This window comes from Aurantivibrio plasticivorans (genome assembly GCF_055392955.1).
In genome coordinates, this window is record NZ_AP036020.1 from 3,283,374 (window position 1) to 3,306,365 (window position 22,992).

Genomic DNA, 22,992 nt, shown 5'->3' on the forward strand with positions numbered 1-22,992 from the left:
TTCCAGTTCGCCGTAGAATACCCGCTTTTATACTCAATGCACTAGAACCCATTCGTGGGCGCAAAGCACACCAATTCGAGATATCACTACTATGCGCGCTAGCCGTTACCTCATTGCCACTAAGAAAGAAACTCCAGCCGATGCCGAAGTTATCAGCCACCAGTTGATGCTACGCGCTGGTATGATCCGCAAATTAGCCAGCGGTCTGTATAACTGGCTACCTCTCGGTCTGAGAGTGTTGCGCAAGGTCGAAAACATCGTGCGCGAAGAAATGAACAAATCTGGCGCTCTCGAAGTATTAATGCCTGTCGTGCAACCTGCCGAACTATGGGAGGAATCAGGCCGATGGGGGCAATTTGGGCCGGAACTATTACGTATTCACGATCGCCATGACCGCCCTTTTTGCTTAGGCCCAACACACGAAGAAGTCATTACCGAGCTGGCACGAAATGAACTGAGTAGCTACAAACAACTACCGACCAATTTCTACCAAATTCAAACAAAATTTCGCGACGAGCGACGCCCTCGCTTCGGCGTTATGCGTGCGCGCGAATTTATGATGAAAGATGCCTACTCATTCCATCTTTCAGAAGAGAGCCTAAAAGAAACCTACGCCATTATGCATCAAACGTACTGCAGCATCTTTGATCGTATTGGCCTAGATTATCGACCCGTACTGGCCGACACCGGCGCCATTGGTGGATCGGGCTCACACGAGTTTCACGTACTCGCTGAAAGCGGAGAAGACGACATCGCATTTAGCACCGAAAGCGATTACGCCGCAAATATTGAAAAGGCCGATGCGATTGCCCCGCAAATGTCTGCTCCTGCGCCCAGCGCTGACATGACTGAAGTCGCCACCCCCAATCAACATAGCGTTGTAGAGGTCACCGAATTCCTAAAGGTAGACATAGAGCAAATCGCCAAAACACTGATTGTGCAAGGCGAAGAAGATGAGGCAGGCGAAGCACCACTAGTCGCGTTAGTGTTACGCGGCGATCACGAGCTCAACGAAATCAAAGCCAGTAACCTCGACGGCGTAGCATCGCCATTGCGCTTTGCCAGCGACGCGCAAATTGAAGCGGCCATCGGTTGCAAACCAGGCTCTCTAGGCCCCGTTGGTTTACCAATCAAAACTTACGTTGACCATAGCGCAGCGGTACTTGGCAATTTTGTCTGTGGCGCCAATAAAGATGGCTTCCACTTAACCGGCGTTAACTGGAACCGAGACCAAGCATTTGATGAATCCGTGGATATTCGCAATGTTGTAGCAGGCGACCCGAGTCCAGACGGAAAAGGCGTGCTAGAAATTAAACGCGGTATCGAAGTGGGACATATTTTTCAACTCGGCAAAAAATACAGCCAAGCCATGAATGCAACTGTGCTCGATGAAAACGGCAAAGACCAGCCCATGACAATGGGCTGTTACGGCATCGGCGTGTCGCGCATTGTTGCAGCAGCTATTGAGCAAAACAACGATGACAACGGCATCATCTGGCCAGAAAGTATTGCCCCGTTTCAGCTCGCCATTGTGCCAATTAACATGCAAAAATCACCCGCTGTCGCTGAGTTCTGCGAAAACCTCTACGAGCAATTAACATCAGCAGGTCACGACGTTATTTTTATGGACGACCCTAAAGCGCGCCTGGGTGCCACCCTGGCAGACATAGAATTAATGGGGATTCCGCACCGTGTCGTCATTGGCGATCGCGGCTTAGACAGCGGCAAACTGGAATACGTTAACCGCAGAGACGGTGCAAAACAGGAAATTGAAACTGATAGCCTGCTAGACTTTTTAGCAGCGAAACTCCGCTAGGCAATAATACAACCTCGGCATAGCTAACGATGTCATCAACGCAACGAAAAACAGATCGCAGCGCCCAAGCAAGACGCGCATCAATGAAGCCGGTGATACTCATCGGCTTCATTGGAATGCTATTGAGTTTTTCGACAAACGCAAACCAACGGCAAGCCGATGTAGATGACGCTATGCGTCAAGCGTTACGCAACGCCATCGAAAACAGTGATAGTTTTGCAGACCGCTTTGATGCCGAAGTCTGGTTATTTGACAAATCCCAACATCTAGAACGATTTGTCAAAGACCCGGAACAGCGTTTGGATCTGCTGCGAAAGATTCATCGTAGCGCCACGCAAGCCCAGTTACGCCCCGAGTGGGTATTGGCTGTGATCGAGATCGAAAGTCATTTTGACCGCTTCGCGATTTCCCATGCTGGTGCGCAAGGCATGATGCAAGTCATGCCCTTTTGGAAAAAAGAAATCGGTCGACCTGACGATAATTTGTTCGACCTTGAAACCAACCTTCGATATGGCTGCGCCATTCTTAAGCACTACCTTGAACGTTCTGAAGGTCGGCTTGCCGAGGCATTAGCACGTTACAATGGCAGCCTCGGCTCCTATCGTTACCCCGAAAAAGTGATGGTCGCCTGGGAAAAGCGCTGGCGCTAACAAAACTATTACCAAGACCCCAATCACTTCTCAGCTCTACTGTTAGTTGAATTAGCGTCTATGCTTATAGACAACTACTCAGGAAACACGGAGCTAAACAATGAGCTTATATTCGGAATTAGGCGGCCAACCCGCCGTGGGTGCAGCCGTTGATATTTTTTACAAGAAGGTACTTGCAGACCCCGATGTGAATTATTTTTTCGACGGATTAGTAATGAGCCGCCAAAAGAAAATGTTGGAACACTTCTTAATCTTCGCCTTCGGCGGGCCAAACAATTACAGCGGCCGCGGAATGCGCGCTGCCCACCAACGTCAAGTCGAATACGGATTAAACGACAAACACTACAACAGAATTATTGATCACCTTGGCTCTACTCTAAAAGAACTAGGGGTAACCGATACTAAAATCAAAGAAGCAGCGGCAGTTGCCAATAGTGTTCGCGGCGATGTACTCAATCACTAACAAAAATACCTAGGCGTTTTCAGTGAACACCTGCCGAACTTCTTCAGCGATTAATTTCAGCCCTTGATACACCATATCTGGGGCCTGACAATAGGTTAAGCGAATACATTCATAGCGATGAGGCCACTCACCCTCTTCGCTTGTCTCCTGAAGCCCGACAAAGAAGTCCTCACCTGCCAACACCAAAACTCCTCGCGCCTTTAAACGCCGGTACAATTCGGCACTAGAGATAGGTAACCCTTTAAACCACAACCATAGAAAGATAGCACCCTCAGGCTTGTGCATAGCGTATGGTAGATCGGCAAATAATTCTTCGACCCACCCAATCGCCTGCCCTACTGCATTGCGATAAAACGGACGCACAACGTCTTCACAAAGTGGCTCCATTGCTTTATTACGCAACAACTGCTTTGCAATCGTTGGGCCCAAATTCCCAGCGGCCAACGTCATAATAGTGTTAGCTTTAACGTAAGCCTGAATAACTTCTTCACTCGCTACAACAATTCCGGTTCTCGCACCAGGCAGACCTAGCTTTGACAAACTTAAAACTAGAATCGTTTGTTCATTCCAAAACGGCTTCGCTTCGGTAAATGTAATATTGGGGAACGGGGCTCCATAAGCACAATCTAAAACAAAAGGAATGTCTGATGCTTTTGCTATACCAGCTAATTGCTCTATTTCCGCATCCGTTAATACGTTGCCTGTAGGGTTAGTCGGACGCGATGCGCACATCATTCCAACAGAGTCGCTCAATTCAAACGCATCAAAGTCCACTCGATATTTATAAACACGCTCATCAAGCCAATCAATTTGAGGTCTATTCGCCTTAAATAAATTCGGTGAGTGCCCCACATCCGCGTAGCCTACATACTCGGGAGTAATAGGAAGGTAAATCTGACGGTTCATCCCATCACTGCCAAGCCCAGCAAATAAATTAAATAACACGGAAAAAGCGGACTGACTGCCGTTGGCAACGGCGATATTCCGCGCCGATACAGACCATCCACAGGACTTTTGGAGATATCGCGCGACGTCGTTTAAAAAATCAGGATCACCCTGCGGTGGCTGATAAACACCTAACATTTTATGACGCATACTGTCGTCATCAACAATCTGCTGGAGAGTCTGTTGAAACACCGCTTGTGCGCCTGGGATAGCGGCAGGATTGCCGCCACCTAAAAATAATAGATTTGGATTCACCAACAAAGCTTCACCCAAATCATCCATTAAAGACACCGTGGCGGATTGACCCGTAAATTTTTCTCCAAATTTTGATAGCTTCATATTCTTCTCTAAAACAGCTTTCGAAGGAGACTCCCCTCCCGCTACATTAAATCATCACCGAGTAGCACCAAACCCATAGCATAGTACTGAAATCTCTTAATCTAATGAAATAAATGTCTCACTGATCAACACTCACCTGATATTGATCAAACCAAACTAAGAGTCACGAACAGAGAAAAAATCAGTAATTTAGCGTCAGCAACTGTAAGAAGCGCGCCAGGAAGGTGGTGAGAAGGACTTGGACTAGGGATCGCAATATAAAGTGAACCGAACGACTCAATGCAGCGCTTAAACCCGCTTGCGAGAAACAAAAAAGGCACTCCAAATGGAGTGCCTTTTTCTCTATGGTGCCCAAGGCCGGACTTGAACCGGCACGGCTTTCGCCACTACCCCCTCAAGATAGCGTGTCTACCAATTCCACCACTTGGGCATTAACCTTAAATTCTAACGCTGCACCAACTGATAATTCTGTAGTACTAACCCGACACGCTTCCGCGTCTACGCTTTTACCTACAAGAATGCACCACTTGGGCATTAACCTTAAATTCTAACGCTGCACCAACTGATAATTCTGTAGTACTAACCCGACACGCTTCCGCGTCTACGCTTTTACCTACAAGAATGCACCACTTGGGCATTAACCTTAAATTCTAACGCTGCACCAACTGATAATTCTGTAGTACTAACCCGACACGCTTCCGCGTCTACGCTTTTACCTACAAGAATGCACCACTTGGGCATAAAACCAATTAGAAACTTATTCCGCTGCGGGAACTTCGCTTTCTACTTCAGTATCTTCGACGACAGGAACAGCACTTTCAGCTTCTTCTACAGTCGGTACCGCGCTTTCAACGTCAGTTGCCGCTGGTACCGTAGACTCAACCGCGTCTTCGTCAGCAGGGACAACTGACTCTTCAATGTTTAAACCGGGAATACCGAGGTCATCTGATACTTCGCCCGCATTTTTCGCGATCACCGCCAAAGCAAAACTGGTAGAGAAAAAAACCACCGCCACCATTGCTGTCATACGACTAAAAAAGTTGCCACTACCTTGGCTGCCAAAAACGGTCTGCGAAGCCCCGGCACCAAAAGATGCACCCATCGACGCACCCTTACCTTGCTGTAGCAAGATCAAACCGATAATTGCTGCAGCTGCGATTACGTGTACAACAATAACTAGTGTTTCCATGATTCAACTCGTTGCGGCACTATGTCTGCCGCTCTCTTTACTTTCAAGTGGGTTACTTGTTTAAGCGGCTGACTCTGCCAAATCAGCGGCTTTGCAGATAGCAATAAAGTCATCTGCCTTTAGGGATGCTCCACCAATCAAGCCCCCATCAATATTCGGCTGCTTAAACAGTGCTTCTGCGCTGTCTGGCTTGACGCTACCACCATACAAAATACGGGTTCGCGCACCAAAGTCGCCTAGCTGCTCGCGAATAAAGCGGTGTACATCTTCCGCTTGTTCTGGTGTGGCGGTGCGCCCTGTGCCAATCGCCCAAACAGGCTCATAAGCAATGACCGCACGACCTAAATTTTCTCTACCAACCAACTCTTTAACTGCACTTAGTTGCCGACCGATGACCGCCAAGGTCTCGTCTGCATCACGCTCAGCGAGTGTTTCACCCACACATAAAATGGCTGTCATTTTCGCTTCTTGAGCCGCTGCAAATTTCTGAGCAACAAGCTGGTCGCTTTCTTTATGGTACTCCCGACGTTCAGAGTGCCCTACGATTACGAAGTGACAATACATATCCACCAGCATCGCGGCAGAGATATCGCCAGTAAAAGCGCCGTCTAACTTCTCAGACACATCCTGCGATCCGAAATGGATATTCGATTCTTGCAACTGGCGCTCAACCTGTGACAAGAATACATAAGGCGCGCAAACCGCAACCTCAGCTTGGTGCATACCTTGCCATTGCGCCAGCAACCCTTCGAGAAGCTCAGCAACACTACGTTTGTTGCCGTTCATCTTCCAATTGCCTACTACCAGCGGACGCCGCATTACAGTCCCTTTATTCGTTTAACGGGGGGTGCCAAAAAGCGGGCGCCAATGTTAGCTAAGTCGCCCGCAAGATACAATCACTTAGTCTGCTAAAGCACTGAGATCCTGCCAGAAATTAGGCCGATAAAGCGTTTTTTAGCCAATTGCTTCAGTAACGACCTCAGAAAGGTCTTGAGCCAGTCTTTTGACCAAAGGCTGGTCTTCCCCTTCGACCATTACTCGCACCACTGGCTCGGTACCTGAAGGTCTTAACAACACGCGGCCACGACCATTGAGCTGGGCCTCAGTATCCAGCACCGCCGCGCGAATTTTTTTGTTATCGTCGAGATTTACCTGCTGCGACAATTTAACATTGATCATCGTTTGTGGGAGCTTCCGCATGCCGCTTTTCAACTCATTGATAGAGTGGCCGGTACTTACGACCGCTTGCATCACTTGCAACGCCGCAATGACACCATCTCCAGTTGTCGTCACATCACTACAAATGATATGACCGGAAGACTCTCCTCCCAGCATCCAATCGTTGCTGCGCATCGCTTCAATGACGTAGCGATCGCCGACCTTAGCCCGCATGAAGGGGATTTTCATTTCTTTGAGTGCTAATTCAAACCCAAAGTTGCTCATGAGTGTTCCCACTACCCCATTGCAACCATCTGCATGCTGTTGCCGGTAAGCGGCGATGATAAATAGGAGCTCGTCGCCATCCACGACCTCGCCTTTCTCATCGACAAAGACAACTCGATCCCCGTCGCCATCAAAAGCAATACCTAAGTTAGCATTCACTTCAAGCACTTTAGCTTGTAGCGATTTAGGCGATGTGGAGCCGCATTCGTAGTTAATATTGGTACCGTTTGGCTCTGAGCCTATGGTCACAACATGAGCACCCAGCTCTCGAAACACAGAAGGGGCGACTTGATATGTCGCGCCATTCGCGCAATCAAGGACAATTTTTAGCCCTTTGAGGCTAAAGCCCCAAGGAAGAGTTGCTTTACAAAATTCAATGTAACGACCTTGAGCCTCGATGCGCCGCGCTTTTCCCAGGACATCAGCAGTTACCATGGGCTTGTCTAATTGCGCCTCGATCGCCATCTCAATTTCATCGCCTAATTTAGCACCATGAGATGAGAAAAACTTAATGCCATTATCGTAGTAAGGGTTGTGCGAGGCGCTGATAACAATGCCAGCCTGGGCTTGGAAGGTACGAGTTAAATAAGCTATTGCAGGTGTAGGCATTGGACCCAGCAACCCCACGTCAACCCCGCCATTAATTAGACCGGCCTCCAAGGCTGACTCAAACATGTAGCCAGAGATTCGTGTGTCTTTGCCAATTAATATTTGCTTGGGGCCCTCAAAGCGCTCCGCCAGGACACATCCGGCAGCCCAACCGAGTTTGAGCATAAAGTCCGGAGTAATGGGTTGCTCACCCACCTTCCCACGAATGCCATCGGTACCAAAATATTTGCGTGCTCCAGCCATGTTCACAACCCCCTTACATCTCTTAGTTATCGCCCGCTGGGCCTCGTTAACAGTTGGCGGTATTCTCTTCGACTGCGCGTAAAACTGTTAGCACATCCCGAGTAGCGGCTACATCATGGGCGCGAATGATACTCGCCCCGTGCTGCGCTGCAAGTAGCGCTAGCGCAACACTGCCAGCCAAGCGCTCATCGACTGCGCGCCCCAGGAGGTGCTGCAACATAGACTTGCGCGATAACCCCACTAGGATCGGCAGATCGAGCTCGGCAAATGCACCGAGGTTTCGCAACATATCCAAGTTATGCTCAATCGTCTTGCCAAAGCCAAAGCCAGGGTCCACTAACAATTTGCTTCTACTAATGCCAGCCGCCTCGCATGCGGCAATTCGCTCGGCCAAAAATTCTCGTACTGAACAAATGACGTCACTGTATCGAGGATCGTTTTGCATCGTGCCCGGCTCGCCCATCATGTGCATTAAGCAAACGGGCAGTTGCGTCTCTGCTGCCGCCTGCAATGCGCCATCTCGCTGCAGAGCGCGAACATCATTGATAATCCCAGCCCCCACAGCAGCAGCAGCCTTGATAACGGGCGGTGAGCTAGTATCAACCGATATTACAACCTGCAGGGATTTTCGGATTGCCTCGACTACCGGCACTACCCGGCGCAGCTCCTCGTCAAGCGACACGGATTCAGCGCCTGGGCGCGTGGATTCGCCTCCCACGTCGATGATGGTAGCGCCCTCCTCGACCATTTTGTGCGCTCGCTCCACCACCAAGCCCAAATCCAAGCCACCGCCTTGATAGTAACTGCCACCATCCGAAAATGAGTCAGGTGTGGTGTTCAACACCCCCATTACTTGGGGCGATGATAGGTCTAGCGAGAGGTCAGCACATTGCAGCTTCATGTTGTCCATCTTTCATTTTATGTTTGGCCCACAAAGAAAAACGGCCAGAACGTTTACCGCACTGGCCGTTTTAGATTATCGGTTTAACTAGACTTCGTTTGCTGGGTCGCCGATTGGTCCGGGCTTTTTACCACCTGATTCACCGCCGCCTTTAATGTGGCCATTGAAGTCACTATCGTTCCAATCACGTGGCGGACGCATTTTTCGGCGAGCCATTAAATCGTCGACCTGCTCCGAGTCGATAGTCTCATATTCCATTAACGCATCTTTCATTGCATCAAGAATATCCCGGTTTTCTTTTAGGATAGTTTCTGCACGCGCATAACAGCCATCGACGATGCCACGCACCTCTTCGTCGATTGTGTTCGATGTTGCCGCTGAATAGCTGCTACTGCTCATACCCGGGTAAGCACCCTCGTCTTCACCGTAATGCAGAGGGCCTAGCTTATCTGACAAGCCCCACTTCATTACCATGTTGCGCGCAAGATCAGTTGCCCGTTCGATATCGTTTGAAGCACCCGTGGTGACACCTTCCGCTCCTAAGGTCATCTCTTCAGCGATACGACCACCAAACAGCGTACAAATTTGTGATTCCAGCTGACGCTTACTTAGGCTGTATTTATCTTCCTCAGGTAAGAACTGAGTGACACCTAACGCTCTGCCGCGAGGAATGATAGTGACCTTATGAACCGGATCGTGCTCAGGAACAAGACGACCGACAATGGCATGGCCAGCCTCGTGATAAGCCGTATTTTCTTTTTCCTTCTCGCTCATCACCATGGTCTTGCGCTCTGCACCCATCATGATTTTATCGCGTGCTTTTTCAAACTCTTCCATTGTCACCAAGCGCTTGTTGGCTCGCGCGGCGAAAAGAGCCGCTTCGTTGACGATATTCGCCAAGTCTGCGCCGGAAAAGCCTGGTGTACCACGTGCGATGACACTCGCGCTGACTGACTCATCAATCGGCACCTTGCGCATATGCACTTTCAAGATTTGCTCTCGACCACGAATATCTGGAAGACCCACAAATACCTGGCGGTCGAAACGGCCCGGGCGTAGCAATGCCTTATCAAGCACATCGGGGCGGTTGGTGGCAGCGATGACAATGACACCATCATTCTCTTCAAAACCGTCCATTTCGACCAGTAGTTGGTTGAGAGTTTGCTCACGCTCGTCGTGACCACCACCGTGACCACCGCCACGGTGACGACCTACCGCATCGATCTCATCGATGAAGATAATACATGGCGCTTGTTTTTTGGCCTGATCAAACATATCGCGCACGCGTGATGCACCGACGCCAACAAACATTTCGACGAAATCTGAACCAGAAATGGAGAAGAAAGGTACTTTTGCCTCACCAGCAATCGCTTTAGCGAGCAAGGTTTTACCGGTACCAGGAGGGCCTGCCATCAATACACCGCGGGGAATACGACCGCCCAGGCGCTGGAACTTAGAGGGATCGCGCAGATACTCAACCAACTCTTGAACATCTTCCTTCGCTTCGTCCACGCCAGCGACATCCGCAAACGTGGTTTTAATCTGGTCTTCACCTAGCAGACGGGCTTTACTCTTACCAAAGCTCATCGGGCCGCCACGGCCGCCGCCACCGCCTTGCATTTGACGCATGAAGAACATAAACACGCCGATGATCAATAGAATTGGGAAGCTTGCCACCAGCAGCTGCTGCCAGAGGCTCGGTTCTTTCAGCTCGACGCCTTGATAATCAACTTTGTGCGCTTCGAGATCAGCCAACAGCGTGTTATCAGGCACATTGGGTGGCCGCACGGTATGAAAGCGGGTATTGTCAGTTTTCACCCCATCGATACTGAGGATATCAATTTCGACTTCTCGAATCCGGCCATCACGAAGCTCTTGAATAAAGTCCGAATAGCCTAGCTCTTGTTTGTTCTCTTGAGGACTGAAGGTCTGGAATACCATCAATAGCACCCCAGCGATCACCAACCAGAGAATCAGATTTTTAACCATATCGTTCAAACGAATACCCTCGCTGTACTGCTTTATTGGGAAAGCCTAACCCGAACCGAAGCCCCGGTCACGTGGTTTTGGTGCCAGCGGAGGAGGCAGCGACTCCAGCGCAACGTTGCCAGCTTTCTTGCCCCTTAAAACCGGAGCCTTAATGAATTATAGCGGTTGTGGTCAGCCTAGCCCGGCTGTTAGCCTCGAAAACCCTTGGCAACCAGATAAACTTCTCGCGACCTCGGGCGAGACGCCTCAGGTTTGCGGGTCACAACCTTTTGAAAATTTTGTTTTAAGTCTTGGAAAACTTCATCGAAGCCTTCGCCTTGGAAGACCTTTGATACAAATACGCCATTTTTGACCAACACTTGCTTAGCAAGATCCACGGCAAGCTCAACTAAATACATGGATTTGGGCTGGTCGATATCGGTCACTCCACTCATATTGGGGGCCATATCCGAAATTACAAGGTCAGCGCGCTGCTCACCCAACGCTTGAAGAATCTGCTCAAGCACCTTGTCTTCCGTAAAATCACCTTGAATAAACTCAACTTCGGCAATAGCGTCCATTGGGAGAATGTCCGACGCTACTACGACGCCTTTATCACCCACCAACTGCTTGGCAACCTGAGTCCAGCCGCCCGGGGCCGCACCGAGGTCAACGACGCACATTCCGGGTTTAAAAAGGCGGTCTTTTTCCTGTATTTCCAACAACTTATAACTAGCCCGAGAACGATAACCGTCCTCGCGGGTTTTCTTTACATAGTGGTCGTTGAAGTGCTCACGCAGCCAGCGATGACTACTTTTCGATCTTGCCATAGGAGGTATCTGATAGGTGTTATCTAGTTTAAATAAAATAGCTCATATTATTACGCAACCATTCTACCACCTATGCCGCGACCCTTCCCGAAAAGCGCAGGTAACCGTTCAAGCCGTAACCAGTAAACCGTTGATCAATGCGCTAAAGAGAGTAGACTAGCGCGCCCAAACCGGCTCATCATTAGCTTCTTATACGCTGTGAATCGCTATTTGGCTTCACAGTACGTGCAATTTACATTTTAAAACCAGCAAAGGTCTTCACGTCGAATGTTATCTTCCGACCTCAAAAAGCAATACCGCTCCATTGGACACAAACTCAAGCCTACCGTCATGATCGGAGGCAACGGGCTCAGTGAAGCCGTCATCAGCGAAGTGGAACGCGCACTGCATGATCACGAACTCATTAAAGTGAAGCTCGGCATTGCAGACCGGGATGATCGTCAAATGATCGTCGAGGAGCTTGCCAAGGAAACTAAGGCTGAAGTGGTACAAATGATTGGCAAGATGGTACTACTCTACCGAGCCAACCCAAAACCAAATCCAAAACTCTCAAACGTATTGCGCCCGCATTAATACAATTGCTTGCCGCAAAAATTACAACGACTCCGCACATGGCTGACCGACAGAAGACGAAGGCCAGCCGGCTAGCCTTTTCGCGACTACTCTTCCAGCGTGACAATACTCCCGCGAAGCGCCACACCCGTTGTAATGGCGCCATCATGACACTCAAACTTTTCATTGCTCTCGAACGGTTTTTTGTCATAGTAGCTGTGAATATTGACAACCGCGTTCGCACCGTAATCAATGGCTTTTTCTCTCAGTACTAAAAGTGCAGACAAAAAAGCCCACTCGCACGCGTCCTGTGGGGACTTACCGAACGAATTCGTTTTACGTAGCGCATCGACTTTCACGAAACGTTCGACCACTTCCGCATGAGGTTGATCGCCAAAATAAAATTTAATGTGCTTATCTGCTATCGGTGTTTTTTTCTCGCCCAGGGTCATTGCAGACTGAATGCCAAAAAACCGCGTATCATCTCTCGCCACAGCAGATTGAGCAGTAAAACAAACAACAAGAAGACAACATAACACTCGCATAAAACCACCTCGATTAAAAACCACCCTAACTCTACACCAGTTTCAAGACCCGCTACAATGTAACGCTCCAAACTACACCTACGACCTAGAGCACACTTATGAAACTATATGATTGCCACCCTGCACCCAATCCACGTCGCGTTAGGATTTTCATTGCAGAAAAAGGTTTAACGATAGAAACGCAGCAAGTCGACTTTATGGGCCGAGAACAGCTGACTGAAGCCTACCAAGCAATGAACCCACTGTGTGACATTCCCGTTCTAGAGCTCGATGATGGGAGCCACATCAGTCAGGTCAATGGTATATGTCGTTATTTGGAAGCGGCATTTCCCGAACCCAATCTTTACGGGCGCGATGCAAAAGAACAGGGTTTAATTGCCATGTGGGACAACTGGGTCGCCAATAATGGCATCGCATCGGTTGCCGATGGTTTTCGCAACTTTTCAAAAGGCCTCGCAGATCATGCAGTGACAGGCGTAAGGCCCTACGCGCAAATCCCAGCGCTAGCCGAGCGAGGACGGCAAAGGACAGAAGACTTTTTTGAGGACTTAGACAAGTACCTCGGCGAGAGAGAGTTTGTTGCGTGTGATCGTTTCAGTACAGCGGACATCAGCGCTTTCATCGCTTTAGAATTTGCGCAACGCATCAAACTGGAGCCAAAAGAAGATCAACTTAATATAAAACGCTGGCACCAAGCCGTATCAGCTAGACCTAGCACACAAGCCTAGACGACCAACTAAAAAGCCTTCACATTACTAATGCGAAGGCTTTTTTAAAACTATCAATCGAGAAACGAGATTGATAGCGGAGCAGAGACCGGCAAACTTTGCCTGCTCAGATGTGTTGAACGCGTTCTATCTCGTAATATACTTCACCAGCCGGTGTTTGAATGGCGACTTCGTCACCAACCATTTTGCCAATCAAACCGCGTGCAATCGGTGAATTCACCGAAATTTTATTTTCTTTTACGTTTGCTTCGTCATCACCTACGATTTGATAGGTAACTTCTTCCTCTGTATCACAGTTAACTATATCAACCGTGGTACCGAAAATAACTTTGTCGGTGCAGGGAATAGTGGTGACATCGATAATTTGTGCATGTGAAAGCTTGCCTTCAATTTCTTGAATACGACCTTCACAAAAGCTTTGCTGCTCGCGCGCGGCGTGATATTCGGCATTTTCTTTCAAGTCGCCGTGTTCACGCGCTTCCGCAATTGCAGTAACAATACGCGGACGATCAACCTTTTTAAGTTGATCTAGCTCGGAACGCAATTTTTCTGCACCGACCTTTGTCATCGGAAATTTATTCATAAGCTGTTCTCAATCTTGCCACTATATCATGGCAGTAAAATTCTGTTTGCTAGTGTGCGACTCGTTGATGCAATTCTTGCAAACGACGCACCTCTTGTTGTTGACCAAAACGCAACGCCATACAAATCGCACGCGCACCCGCTAAGGTAGTTGTGTAATACACGCGATGATTTTCAGCGCTTCGGCGAATAGACGCAGAGTCTTTTATCGCTTGACGGCCTTCAGTGGTATTAATCACGATATTAATTTCATCGTTCTTAATCATATCCACGATATGCGGGCGGCCTTCACCGACCTTATTGACCGAAGTCACAGTAAGCCCTGCTTCTTCTATCACTTTTGCGGTACCACGAGTGGCGACGATTGCGAAACCAAGGTCACTCAACTCATTGGCAACTTGCACAATACCGTCTTTGTCAAAGTCACGCACACTAAGGAACACCGTACCCTTCGTTGGAATAGCTTGTCCAGCGCCCAACTCAGCTTTTGCGTAAGCTTCTGCAAAGGTGTCGCCAACACCCATTACTTCACCGGTAGACTTCATTTCCGGGCCAAGAATCGGATCGACCGCAGGGAATTTGTTGAACGGGAATACCGCTTCTTTAACACTATAGTAGTCAGGCACGATCTCTTGCGTGAACCCTTGCTCTTCCAAAGTTACACCTGCTTGGCACCTAGCTGCAACTTTCGCTAGTGACACACCAATACATTTCGAGACAAAAGGTACCGTTCGCGACGCCCGCGGATTCACTTCAATGACGTAGATCTGTCCATCTTGATAGGCTAGCTGTACGTTCATTAAACCGATGGCGCCCAGCTCAATCGCCATGGCTTTAACCTGCTCGCGCATTAAGTTTTGAACATCTTCGTTGAGTGAGTAAGGCGGCAGTGAGCAAGCTGAGTCACCAGAGTGAACGCCGCACTGCTCAATGTGCTGCATAATCGCACCAATAATAACTTGTTTACCGTCACTCACAGCGTCGATATCAACTTCGATGGCATTATTGAGGAAGTGATCAAGCAAGACAGGTGAATCATCTGAGGCTTGTACAGCATCGGTCATGTATTGCAGCAATTCCGACTCGTTGTAAACAATTTCCATTGCGCGCCCACCTAACACATAGGAGGGGCGAACAACCAATGGATAGCCAACGCTTTCAGCAACCTTCACAGCCTCTTCTGTTGAGCGGACAATCGCATTAGAAGGCTGCAACAATTCAAGTGACTGAATCATTTGCTGGAAACGCTCGCGGTCTTCTGCCCGGTCGATTGCATCTGGCGTGGTACCGATGATCGGCACACCCGCGTCTTGCAACGCGTTGGCTAACTTTAATGGTGTTTGACCGCCAAATTGCACGATCACACCTTTTGGTTTTTCTTTCGCAACAATTTCGAGCACATCTTCTAGCGTAACGGGTTCGAAAAACAAGCGGTCAGATGTATCGTAATCGGTGGAGACAGTTTCCGGATTACAGTTAACCATAATGGTTTCGTAGCCATCTTCACGCATGGCTAATGCCGCGTGCACACAACAATAATCAAACTCAATACCCTGACCAATACGATTCGGACCACCACCCAACACCAGGATTTTGTCCTTATCGGATGGGTTGGCTTCGCACTCTTCTTCGTAAGTAGAGTACATATACGCGGTCGCGGTAGAAAACTCTGCAGCGCAGGTATCGACACGCTTATAGACGGGACGAATATTTAAAGAGTGACGAAACTCGCGAACGGCACTTTCAGACTGCCCCATAACCGCGCCAATGCGCTTATCAGAAAACCCTTTGCGTTTAATACGGAACATTTCTTCCGCTGTTAAGCTGGTCAACTGACGCGCTGAAAGAGCCGTTTCGGTTTTAATTAAATCCTCGATTTGAATCAAGAACCAGGGATCAATTGCAGAGGCTTCATGAATTTCTTCTAACGTCATGCCCGCACGGAACGCATCTGCCACATACCAAATTCGACTGGCTCCAGGCGTTGTTAAATCGCGACGGATATCGGCCAGCGCGTTAGATTCAGTCAAATCAACTATCGGTTCAAAACCCGCTGAACCTACTTCTAAGCCACGTAATGCTTTTTGCAACGATTCCTGGAAGGTGCGGCCAATAGCCATCACTTCACCCACTGATTTCATCTGAGTCGTCAAACGCGCGTCAGCTTCTCCAAATTTTTCGAAAGTGAAGCGAGGCACTTTTGTGACTACATAATCAATTGACGGCTCGAAGGAAGCTGGCGTGGCACCACCAGTAATTTCGTTTTGTAGCTCATCAAGCGTGTAACCCACAGCCAACTTCGCTGCCACTTTAGCAATTGGGAAACCCGTCGCTTTCGAGGCTAACGCGGAAGAACGTGATACACGGGGATTCATCTCAACGATAACCAAGCGACCGTTTTCTGGGTTTACCGCAAACTGTACATTGGAACCGCCTGTTTCGACGCCGATTTCACGCAATACCGCCAGCGAGGCATCACGCATAATTTGATATTCTTTGTCAGTCAATGTTTGCGCGGGTGCAACAGTGATTGAGTCACCAGTGTGCACACCCATTGGGTCAAAGTTTTCAATGGAGCAGACAATAATGCAGTTGTCGTTTTTATCGCGCACCACTTCCATTTCGTATTCTTTCCAACCAATCAATGATTCATCAATCAACAATTCGTTAGTTGGAGACAGGTCTAGACCACGCAAACAAATTTCTTCGAATTCTTCCCAGTTGTAGGCGATACCACCACCAGAACCACCCATGGTAAAGGAGGGGCGGATAATGCAAGGGAAACCAAATTCTTTAGGCACCTCTAGCGCTTCTTCAAGACTGTGAACAATCTTCGCGCGAGGGCATTCCAAGCCGATAGATTTCATCGCTGCGTCAAAGCGACTGCGATCTTCCGCTTTGTCGATAGCGTCTTCGGTTGCACCAATTAATTCAACACCGTATTTTTCAAGTACGCCGTTGCGATGCAAATCCAACGCACAGTTCAATGCAGTTTGACCACCCATCGTTGGCAGAATAACGTCAGGGCGTTCTTTGATAATAATTTGCTCAACGGTTTGCCAGGTGATGGGCTCAATGTAAGTTGCGTCGGCCATCGCGGGGTCGGTCATGATGGTGGCAGGGTTGGAATTCACCAAAATTACACGGTAGCCTTCTTCGCGTAGCGCCTTACACGCTTGCGCACCGGAGTAGTCAAACTCGCAGGCTTGACCGATCACGATAGGACCAGCACCAAGAATTAAAACCGATTGTATGTCTGTTCTTTTTGGCATGTTTCTTCCGAGTGTTTTAAATACCGAAGTAAATACTGTCTAAAATTTTTGCGGCACATCCGCCATTTTTTAAAAAAGCGACCGACTACTTAGCCGCTTCCATTAATTCAACAAAGTGAGCAAATAAAGGTGCCGCATCACGTGGACCAGGGCTTGCTTCCGGGTGCCCCTGGAAACTAAACGCAGGCTTGTCGGTGCGATGGATACCTTGCAGTGACCCGTCGAATAGCGAACGATGCGTCGCGATCAGGTTTTCAGGCAGGCTGTCATCATCCACGGCGAAACCGTGATTCTGACTAGTAATCATGACTGTGCCTTTTTCCAAATCTTGCACGGGGTGGTTCGCACCGTGATGACCAAATTTCATTTTCTTAGTACGCGCACCGCTGGCCAAACCTAGAAGCTGGTGACCAAGACAAATACCAAAAACTGGAATGTCGGTTTCGAGGATTTCTTTAATTGCTGCAATGGCGTAATCACAAGGCTCTGGGTCGCCAGGGCCATTAGATAGGAATATGCCGTCAGGGTTCATGGCCAACACATCCGCAGCAGGTGTTTGCGCAGGGACCACGGTGACATCGCAACCGTGGTCAACCAAGATACGTAAGATATTGCGTTTTACGCCGAAGTCATAAGCAACGACTTTGAACTTTTTACTGTCAGCCGAAGGAGAAGTATGGCCTTCGCCAAGTTTCCACGTGCCTTCTGTCCATTGGTACTGCTCTTTAACCGTGACAACCTTCGCCAGATCCATTCCCGCCAGGCCTGGGAATTCCGCGGTGGCCGCTTTCGCCTGCTCTTCGTTAATTTCACCAGCCATGATAGTGCCACGCTGAGCACCACTCTCACGCAGGATGCGCGTCAGACGCCGAGTATCAATATCAGCAATACCAACAACATTGTTTGCGCGCATGTAATCATCAAGGTTTTGCTGATTACGGAAGCTGCTCGCCAACAAAGGTAAATCGCGGATAACCAAACCTGCGGCCCAGATGGTCGCGCACTCTTCATCCTCTTCATTGGTGCCTGTGTTGCCAATATGGGGGTAGGTGAGGGTGACTATTTGTTTTGCGTAGGATGGGTCGGTGAGAATCTCTTGATAGCCAGTCAGCGCGGTATTGAATACCACCTCACCGGTGGAGATACCGTCAGCACCAATGGCCATCCCTCGAAAGACTGTACCATCTTCGAGAACTAAAATGGCCGGTCGTGAGGGCTGTGTGTTCAAAGTCGTCTCCTGTTTGTCACAATCTTGTTTTAACTAATATGTCGCCAACTGCTGCAGCCCCATCAATCGACCGCCTCCCCAATTGCGCACTTATCGCGCGCGCAGCCTTGCTCTGACTTATTCACGAAAGGTAAAAATAAGCCACTAAGAGCGAAAACTAATGTGGATTTACGGTTGATTACCGGCGATCAGTTGAAAAAAAGCGAGATGAAACGGCTGTCTCATCTCGCTTTTAGGATTCATTTACAGGCATCTGCTGTATGCGTGTAGCATCTATGTTTCAACCCGATCGTAGGCATTTGATGCGCATCGTTCGGGAGATTTCCCGTCGATCATGCGGCGCAAGTTCGGGGGCGAATTTTAGACGAAAATGGCGTGCAATGTCCAATCAAGAAATAGCTCAAAAACGCTAATTCTCGCCTAAATGCGAAACTGCTTAACCACCTGCGCCATGTTCGACGCCATCGACGCCAGTCTTGCCGTACTGCTCGCAATCTCCACGGCACCTTCAGAAGTTTGCCTCGCGACTGAAGCAACATTCTCCATGTTCTGCTCCATCTCCCGGGTAGCGGCGCTTTGCTCCTCTGAAGCACTGGCAATCTGATTAGTTTTGTCCTTGATTGAAGCCACACCGTTGGTAATCGCATTCAAGGACTCACTGGTCTCAGCCGCTTTTTTGACCGACTCTTCCGCCTGAACTTTGCCCTTCTCCATGACCTGAACAGCTTCCTTCGCACCCACCTGTAGGCGCTCAATCATGTCCTGGATCTCTTGCGTTGAAGACTGGGTGCGCGACGCCAAAGTACGCACTTCGTCTGCCACCACGGCAAAGCCACGCCCCTGCTCGCCTGCACGCGCCGCCTCAATCGCAGCGTTCAACGCCAGCAAGTTGGTTTGCTCAGCAATACCCCGAATCACATCCAATACCGAACCGATATTTTCTGACTCTCGCTGCAAGCGATCAATCACCTCAGACGCCGACGTAATATCAGTCGCCAAGCTCTGGATTTGCGACATGGTTGAGCTAACCACCTCCATGCCTGACTTGGCTTCCGAATCCGCCTGAGTAGCCTCATCAGCGGCCTGGGACACGTTCTGCGCTACATCACTAACCACTGTAGCCATCTCTCGCACCGCGGAAACCACCTGTTGGATAGCCGACTGCTGATCGACAACGCCTCTTTCCGTATCTTTGGCCGTGTGACTGAGCCCTTCGGTATTGCGATTGAGATCCTCAGCCGTGGAGGCAAAGTCCTTAATGATTTTATGAACCCGATCGATAAAGGTATTAAACCACTGCGCTAACTCACCCACTTCATCTTGCGACTTCACCTCCAACCGCTGGGTCAAATCACCCTCGCCTTGCGCAATGTCCTTAAGCGCAACAACCACCGAGTTGATTGGCTTCACTATCGCCGCCTGAATCAAATATGAAACCCCAGCGGCCAGCACGCTAACCACTAGAATCGTAACAACAGAAGTCGCGATGGTATCTGCAATAGTTTGTGCGGCTTCGGTCAAATCGACTTTTAAATAGATAGCGCCAACCTGGATGCCACCCGCATCAATAGGGTCAAATAACTCAATGAAATCACCATCGTTGACGAGTCCCTGGGTACCAGGCTGACCAGGAAGCCCCCGAGGAAATTCCTTTGATGGCTCTGTGCCACGCTCGTACCAAACGAAGGGTTTATCCGTCTCATCGTAAATCACCGCCGCCGCTACGCGCTGATTCGCGGTTAGCGCGAGTAAGGTGTCACGTGCCGAAACATCATCCCCAAAGGCGATTGCACCATGAGTACTCCCACCAACAATTTTGGCCAGCGTAATCGACTCTTTCTCAATAGAACTATAAAGCCTATCAACCTCCATGCTTAGCGCTGTCATATTTGATCCAACGACCGCCAGCACGCTGGTGAGCGTAATACCCAGCAACACCTTCCATTTAAGTGAAATACTTCCAAACATCTCAATCTGCCCTTTAAAAAAAAGTTTTATACTTCTTTTTTCAGCATAGACGTAAATTTCAATACCACCCAGTTTGGAAGGAAATAGCTTTTAGTCGTTCGCTTTTGAAAACGTTAAAGTACGCTTCAAAAACTAGCCGCCGATTTCAATGAGGAGTATTTTGGCCGACCTTGCAAGCAACCCCGCAGCGACAAACGCAGTCATTGCTGCAAAGCGAATTGCCCCCACTCCAGTACTACTTTTTTTAGAGGGGGGGGAGGGAGAAACATAAACTATTCACTTAAGAATTTAGGTTTGGGGCTCTTGGTAGTAAAATTTAAAATCCATAGCAAGACTAAAATCACTTGCCAGAAAATTTCCTGAGAGATTACTCTTGTAAATATTTAGAAAATTCACTTTTAATAGTACTAATGGGAATAGCGAGGCCAAACCCTTCTGAGTGCCCTTGCTGATCTGCCGAAACCCTCTGTGTATTAATACCCAAAACATCTCCGTTCGAATCAATTAACGGGCCACCGCTATTTCCGGGAAGAACTTTTGCGTCTGTGACAATCTCTTCACTGGATGCCCTCGTAATAATGCCGGACGTAACCGAATCACGTCGTCCAAGCGGGCTTCCAAGTGCATAAACAGGAACACCTTGCCGGGCAGAGCTCATGCTCCCTAGGTTTAGATGCGGCGTAACAAAGCCAGTCACCTGCAACAAAGCAAGATCATTTGTCGATGACAGTTCCAGCAAATGTGCCTGTCCAATAGTGCCATCCTTGAAAACAACCTTAAAATGCTGAGACAGAGAAGCTGCTGTACTGGTTCGACTGAACGTTCGTTTGCGCTCCCTAAATTCTCGCTGTCGTCGGTTGGCTTTATCCACCGCTTTGTCGTAAGCCCTTTTCATATCATTAAAACGACGCTTATATATCCGATATTCCTCAGGAGTTGTTGGGTCTATGTAATTCCCAGGGGCAGACACTTCTTGTCGCATTTGCCTCAATGTCGCTTCCATCGATTCCAAGCGACGCTTCTCTATTTGATTGTCTTCGAACATCTCAGCAATTACACGCTCTTCTTTATCGAATTCCCCCTGCTGCTCTGCCCAACTCGTAGATGATTTCGGCCTGATCACATGCTTGTTGGTAACCAGGTAACCACCATCAGATATAAAGAAACCAGAGCCAACGGCCACGGTTGTTTCAATTGAAACAACCGCAAGTGTCGCCTCTTCGACCACCGACTGAGGGTTATAAAGTGCTTCAAGTTTTGCGGACAAGTCGACCCAGTCATCCTGGTTTGCAACCACCTTAGAAGACGCACTACTAGAGGGAGCCTCCATCTCCTCCACCTTAACTTTTTCCGCTGGCTTTTTATCGGTGTAATGCCAACGGCCATTTTCGTCTTTGTATCGATAAATTTGAGCCTCACTTGTTACAGGACAGCTCAAACTAAACACCCCCAAAAGCACCAAAATCGTCAACTGAACTAAATTCACATTAATATCCCTTGCCATCTAAATCCCATGATTCAATTATTCAACTTACAATGAAAGTCGAAAAGTACCACTGCCATGCCGATTAATCAAAATCTCACTAAATTTATTCCAAAGAGTTCTCGACAGTCATACTACCCGATATTGTTCAGCTTTTGCTTGCCAATAAGCTGCAACAAATAGGACCAACCCCCACCCATGCTTAAATACACGCCGATGCAAAGTTTGCGAGGTGGGGTGGCCTTGGGCGACCTTGTGAGGCATGGATGCCGAAGAGAGCTACAGGGACGTATTAACGCGTGTCGCGCAAGGCCGTCCCACTTCGCAATCCGAATCTAGTTCCACCACCTCAAAAACAAGAAAGCCCAGCAGAAGCCAGGCTTTCAAAGTCATTCATCCAAAATTAAAAACTATTTAAGCCCCAAGACATCCTGCATATCAAACAACCCTTTATCCTTCCCAGCTAACCACCCAGCCGCACGCACTGCCCCACGCGCAAACGCCATCCGACTAGACGCCTTATGCGTAATCTCAATACGCTCACCATCCGCCATAAACATCACCGTATGATCACCATGTACATCACCACCACGCACAGTCGCAAAACCAATCGTCTCACGATCGCGAGCACCGGTTTGACCTTCACGACCATACACCGCCACTTTTTGTAAATCACGATCTAACGCATTCGCCAATACTTCACCCATCGCCAAGGCAGTACCCGATGGTGCATCCACTTTATGACGATGATGTGCTTCATACACTTCCACATCGTAATCATCGCCACAAATACTGGCCGCCATATCGAGTAGTTTTAACGTGACATTAACGCCGGTACTAAAATTCGCGGCAACACACATAGCGGTTTCAGATTGGTTGGCTAAAAGAGTTTCTTTCTCTTCTGGCGTTAAACCGGTTGTACCTATCACAATTTTTTTACCGTGCGCAGCACAAATTTTGGCGTTAGCCAGCGTAGCGGCTGGTACAGTGAAGTCGATCAAAACATCAAAATCATTTACAACGCTTTCAAGATCACCAACAACTGCAACACCATTTTTGCCAAGCCCAGCAAGCTCACCGGCATCAGCGCCAAGCAAACTACTTTCTGGCCGCTCAATTGCCGCTGCCAACTCAACGCCTTCCGCTTGCGATACCGCATCGATTAACATTTTACCCATTCGACCAGCCGCGCCGGTCACTGCAATTCGTGTTGTCATGATTTTGCCTTTACTTCAAAT

General features: G+C 48.8%; 19 protein-coding genes and 1 tRNA gene. 5 read left to right on the forward strand and 15 right to left on the reverse strand.

Annotated elements, in window-relative coordinates; genetic code table 11:
- The first annotated feature begins 91 nt into the window (after nucleotides 1-91).
- The 3 genes from ACZ5NB_RS14715 to ACZ5NB_RS14725 all read left to right on the forward strand — a co-directional run bounded on the left by ACZ5NB_RS14715 (nucleotide 92) and on the right by ACZ5NB_RS14725 (nucleotide 2,929).
- The gene (locus ACZ5NB_RS14715; RefSeq protein WP_460234702.1) at nucleotides 92-1,816 is read left to right on the forward strand and encodes a proline--tRNA ligase; all 1,725 of its coding nucleotides are present in this window, start codon (nucleotides 92-94) and stop codon (nucleotides 1,814-1,816) included.
- 116 nt (nucleotides 1,817-1,932) lie between these two features.
- Nucleotides 1,933-2,466: a lytic transglycosylase domain-containing protein gene (locus ACZ5NB_RS14720; RefSeq protein ID WP_460234710.1), complete on the forward strand. Its 534-nt coding sequence runs from the start codon at nucleotides 1,933-1,935 to the stop codon at nucleotides 2,464-2,466.
- A gap of 100 nt (nucleotides 2,467-2,566) precedes the next feature.
- The gene (locus ACZ5NB_RS14725) at nucleotides 2,567-2,929 is read left to right on the forward strand and encodes a group I truncated hemoglobin (RefSeq protein WP_460234703.1); all 363 of its coding nucleotides are present in this window, start codon (nucleotides 2,567-2,569) and stop codon (nucleotides 2,927-2,929) included.
- Nucleotides 2,930-2,938: 9 nt separating this feature from the next.
- On the opposite strand, the gene ACZ5NB_RS14730 is transcribed toward ACZ5NB_RS14725, so the two are convergent.
- The 8 genes from ACZ5NB_RS14730 to rlmE all read right to left on the reverse strand — a co-directional run bounded on the left by ACZ5NB_RS14730 (nucleotide 2,939) and on the right by rlmE (nucleotide 11,396).
- Nucleotides 2,939-4,213: a valine--pyruvate transaminase gene (locus ACZ5NB_RS14730; RefSeq protein ID WP_460234704.1), complete on the reverse strand. Its 1,275-nt coding sequence runs from the start codon at nucleotides 4,211-4,213 to the stop codon at nucleotides 2,939-2,941.
- A 345-nt stretch (nucleotides 4,214-4,558) separates the two neighbouring features.
- Nucleotides 4,559-4,643: transfer RNA gene (locus tag ACZ5NB_RS14735), tRNA-Leu, on the reverse strand.
- A gap of 327 nt (nucleotides 4,644-4,970) precedes the next feature.
- Nucleotides 4,971-5,402 (reverse strand): preprotein translocase subunit SecG, encoded by a 432-nt coding sequence (gene secG / locus ACZ5NB_RS14740; RefSeq protein WP_460232995.1) that lies wholly within the window; start codon nucleotides 5,400-5,402, stop codon nucleotides 4,971-4,973.
- A 60-nt stretch (nucleotides 5,403-5,462) separates the two neighbouring features.
- Complete coding sequence (gene tpiA / locus ACZ5NB_RS14745) at nucleotides 5,463-6,221, reverse strand: triose-phosphate isomerase (protein ID WP_460232996.1); 759 nt, start codon at nucleotides 6,219-6,221, stop codon at nucleotides 5,463-5,465.
- A gap of 135 nt (nucleotides 6,222-6,356) precedes the next feature.
- Nucleotides 6,357-7,697, reverse strand: coding sequence for a phosphoglucosamine mutase (gene glmM, locus ACZ5NB_RS14750; protein ID WP_460232997.1), 1,341 nt, complete (start codon nucleotides 7,695-7,697; stop codon nucleotides 6,357-6,359).
- Between the two features lie 46 nt (nucleotides 7,698-7,743).
- Nucleotides 7,744-8,598, reverse strand: coding sequence for a dihydropteroate synthase (gene folP / locus ACZ5NB_RS14755; RefSeq protein ID WP_460232998.1), 855 nt, complete (start codon nucleotides 8,596-8,598; stop codon nucleotides 7,744-7,746).
- Between the two features lie 87 nt (nucleotides 8,599-8,685).
- Nucleotides 8,686-10,587, reverse strand: a complete 1,902-nt coding sequence (gene ftsH, locus ACZ5NB_RS14760) for an ATP-dependent zinc metalloprotease FtsH (protein ID WP_460233521.1) — start codon at nucleotides 10,585-10,587, stop codon at nucleotides 8,686-8,688.
- Between the two features lie 188 nt (nucleotides 10,588-10,775).
- Complete coding sequence (gene rlmE / locus ACZ5NB_RS14765) at nucleotides 10,776-11,396, reverse strand: 23S rRNA (uridine(2552)-2'-O)-methyltransferase RlmE (protein WP_460232999.1); 621 nt, start codon at nucleotides 11,394-11,396, stop codon at nucleotides 10,776-10,778.
- A 267-nt stretch (nucleotides 11,397-11,663) separates the two neighbouring features.
- On the opposite strand from rlmE, the gene yhbY reads away from it, so the two are divergent.
- Nucleotides 11,664-11,969: a ribosome assembly RNA-binding protein YhbY gene (gene yhbY, locus ACZ5NB_RS14770; protein WP_460233000.1), complete on the forward strand. Its 306-nt coding sequence runs from the start codon at nucleotides 11,664-11,666 to the stop codon at nucleotides 11,967-11,969.
- Between the two features lie 86 nt (nucleotides 11,970-12,055).
- Here yhbY and ACZ5NB_RS14775 read toward each other — a convergent pair whose 3' ends face one another.
- Nucleotides 12,056-12,493, reverse strand: coding sequence for an excinuclease ATPase subunit (locus ACZ5NB_RS14775; protein WP_460233001.1), 438 nt, complete (start codon nucleotides 12,491-12,493; stop codon nucleotides 12,056-12,058).
- Nucleotides 12,494-12,591: 98 nt separating this feature from the next.
- Here ACZ5NB_RS14775 and ACZ5NB_RS14780 point away from each other — a divergent pair, with 98 nt between their 5' ends.
- Nucleotides 12,592-13,221: a glutathione S-transferase family protein gene (locus ACZ5NB_RS14780; RefSeq protein WP_460233002.1), complete on the forward strand. Its 630-nt coding sequence runs from the start codon at nucleotides 12,592-12,594 to the stop codon at nucleotides 13,219-13,221.
- A 106-nt stretch (nucleotides 13,222-13,327) separates the two neighbouring features.
- On the opposite strand, the gene greA is transcribed toward ACZ5NB_RS14780, so the two are convergent.
- The 6 genes from greA to dapB all read right to left on the reverse strand — a co-directional run bounded on the left by greA (nucleotide 13,328) and on the right by dapB (nucleotide 22,971).
- Nucleotides 13,328-13,804: a transcription elongation factor GreA gene (gene greA, locus ACZ5NB_RS14785; RefSeq protein ID WP_460233003.1), complete on the reverse strand. Its 477-nt coding sequence runs from the start codon at nucleotides 13,802-13,804 to the stop codon at nucleotides 13,328-13,330.
- A gap of 49 nt (nucleotides 13,805-13,853) precedes the next feature.
- Complete coding sequence (gene carB, locus ACZ5NB_RS14790; protein ID WP_460233004.1) at nucleotides 13,854-17,075, reverse strand: carbamoyl-phosphate synthase large subunit; 3,222 nt, start codon at nucleotides 17,073-17,075, stop codon at nucleotides 13,854-13,856.
- A gap of 85 nt (nucleotides 17,076-17,160) precedes the next feature.
- A complete protein-coding gene (carA, locus tag ACZ5NB_RS14795; RefSeq protein ID WP_460233005.1) occupies nucleotides 17,161-18,303 on the reverse strand; it encodes a glutamine-hydrolyzing carbamoyl-phosphate synthase small subunit in 1,143 nt (380 codons plus the stop codon).
- Between the two features lie 420 nt (nucleotides 18,304-18,723).
- Nucleotides 18,724-20,271 carry a methyl-accepting chemotaxis protein gene (locus ACZ5NB_RS14800; RefSeq protein WP_460233006.1) on the reverse strand — a complete coding sequence of 516 codons (1,548 nt, stop codon included), beginning with the start codon at nucleotides 20,269-20,271 and terminating at the stop codon, nucleotides 18,724-18,726.
- 367 nt (nucleotides 20,272-20,638) lie between these two features.
- Nucleotides 20,639-21,775, reverse strand: coding sequence for a trypsin-like peptidase domain-containing protein (locus tag ACZ5NB_RS14805; protein WP_460233007.1), 1,137 nt, complete (start codon nucleotides 21,773-21,775; stop codon nucleotides 20,639-20,641).
- Nucleotides 21,776-22,164: 389 nt separating this feature from the next.
- The gene (dapB, locus tag ACZ5NB_RS14810; RefSeq protein WP_460233008.1) at nucleotides 22,165-22,971 is read right to left on the reverse strand and encodes a 4-hydroxy-tetrahydrodipicolinate reductase; all 807 of its coding nucleotides are present in this window, start codon (nucleotides 22,969-22,971) and stop codon (nucleotides 22,165-22,167) included.
- Nucleotides 22,972-22,992: the final 21 nt, after the last annotated feature.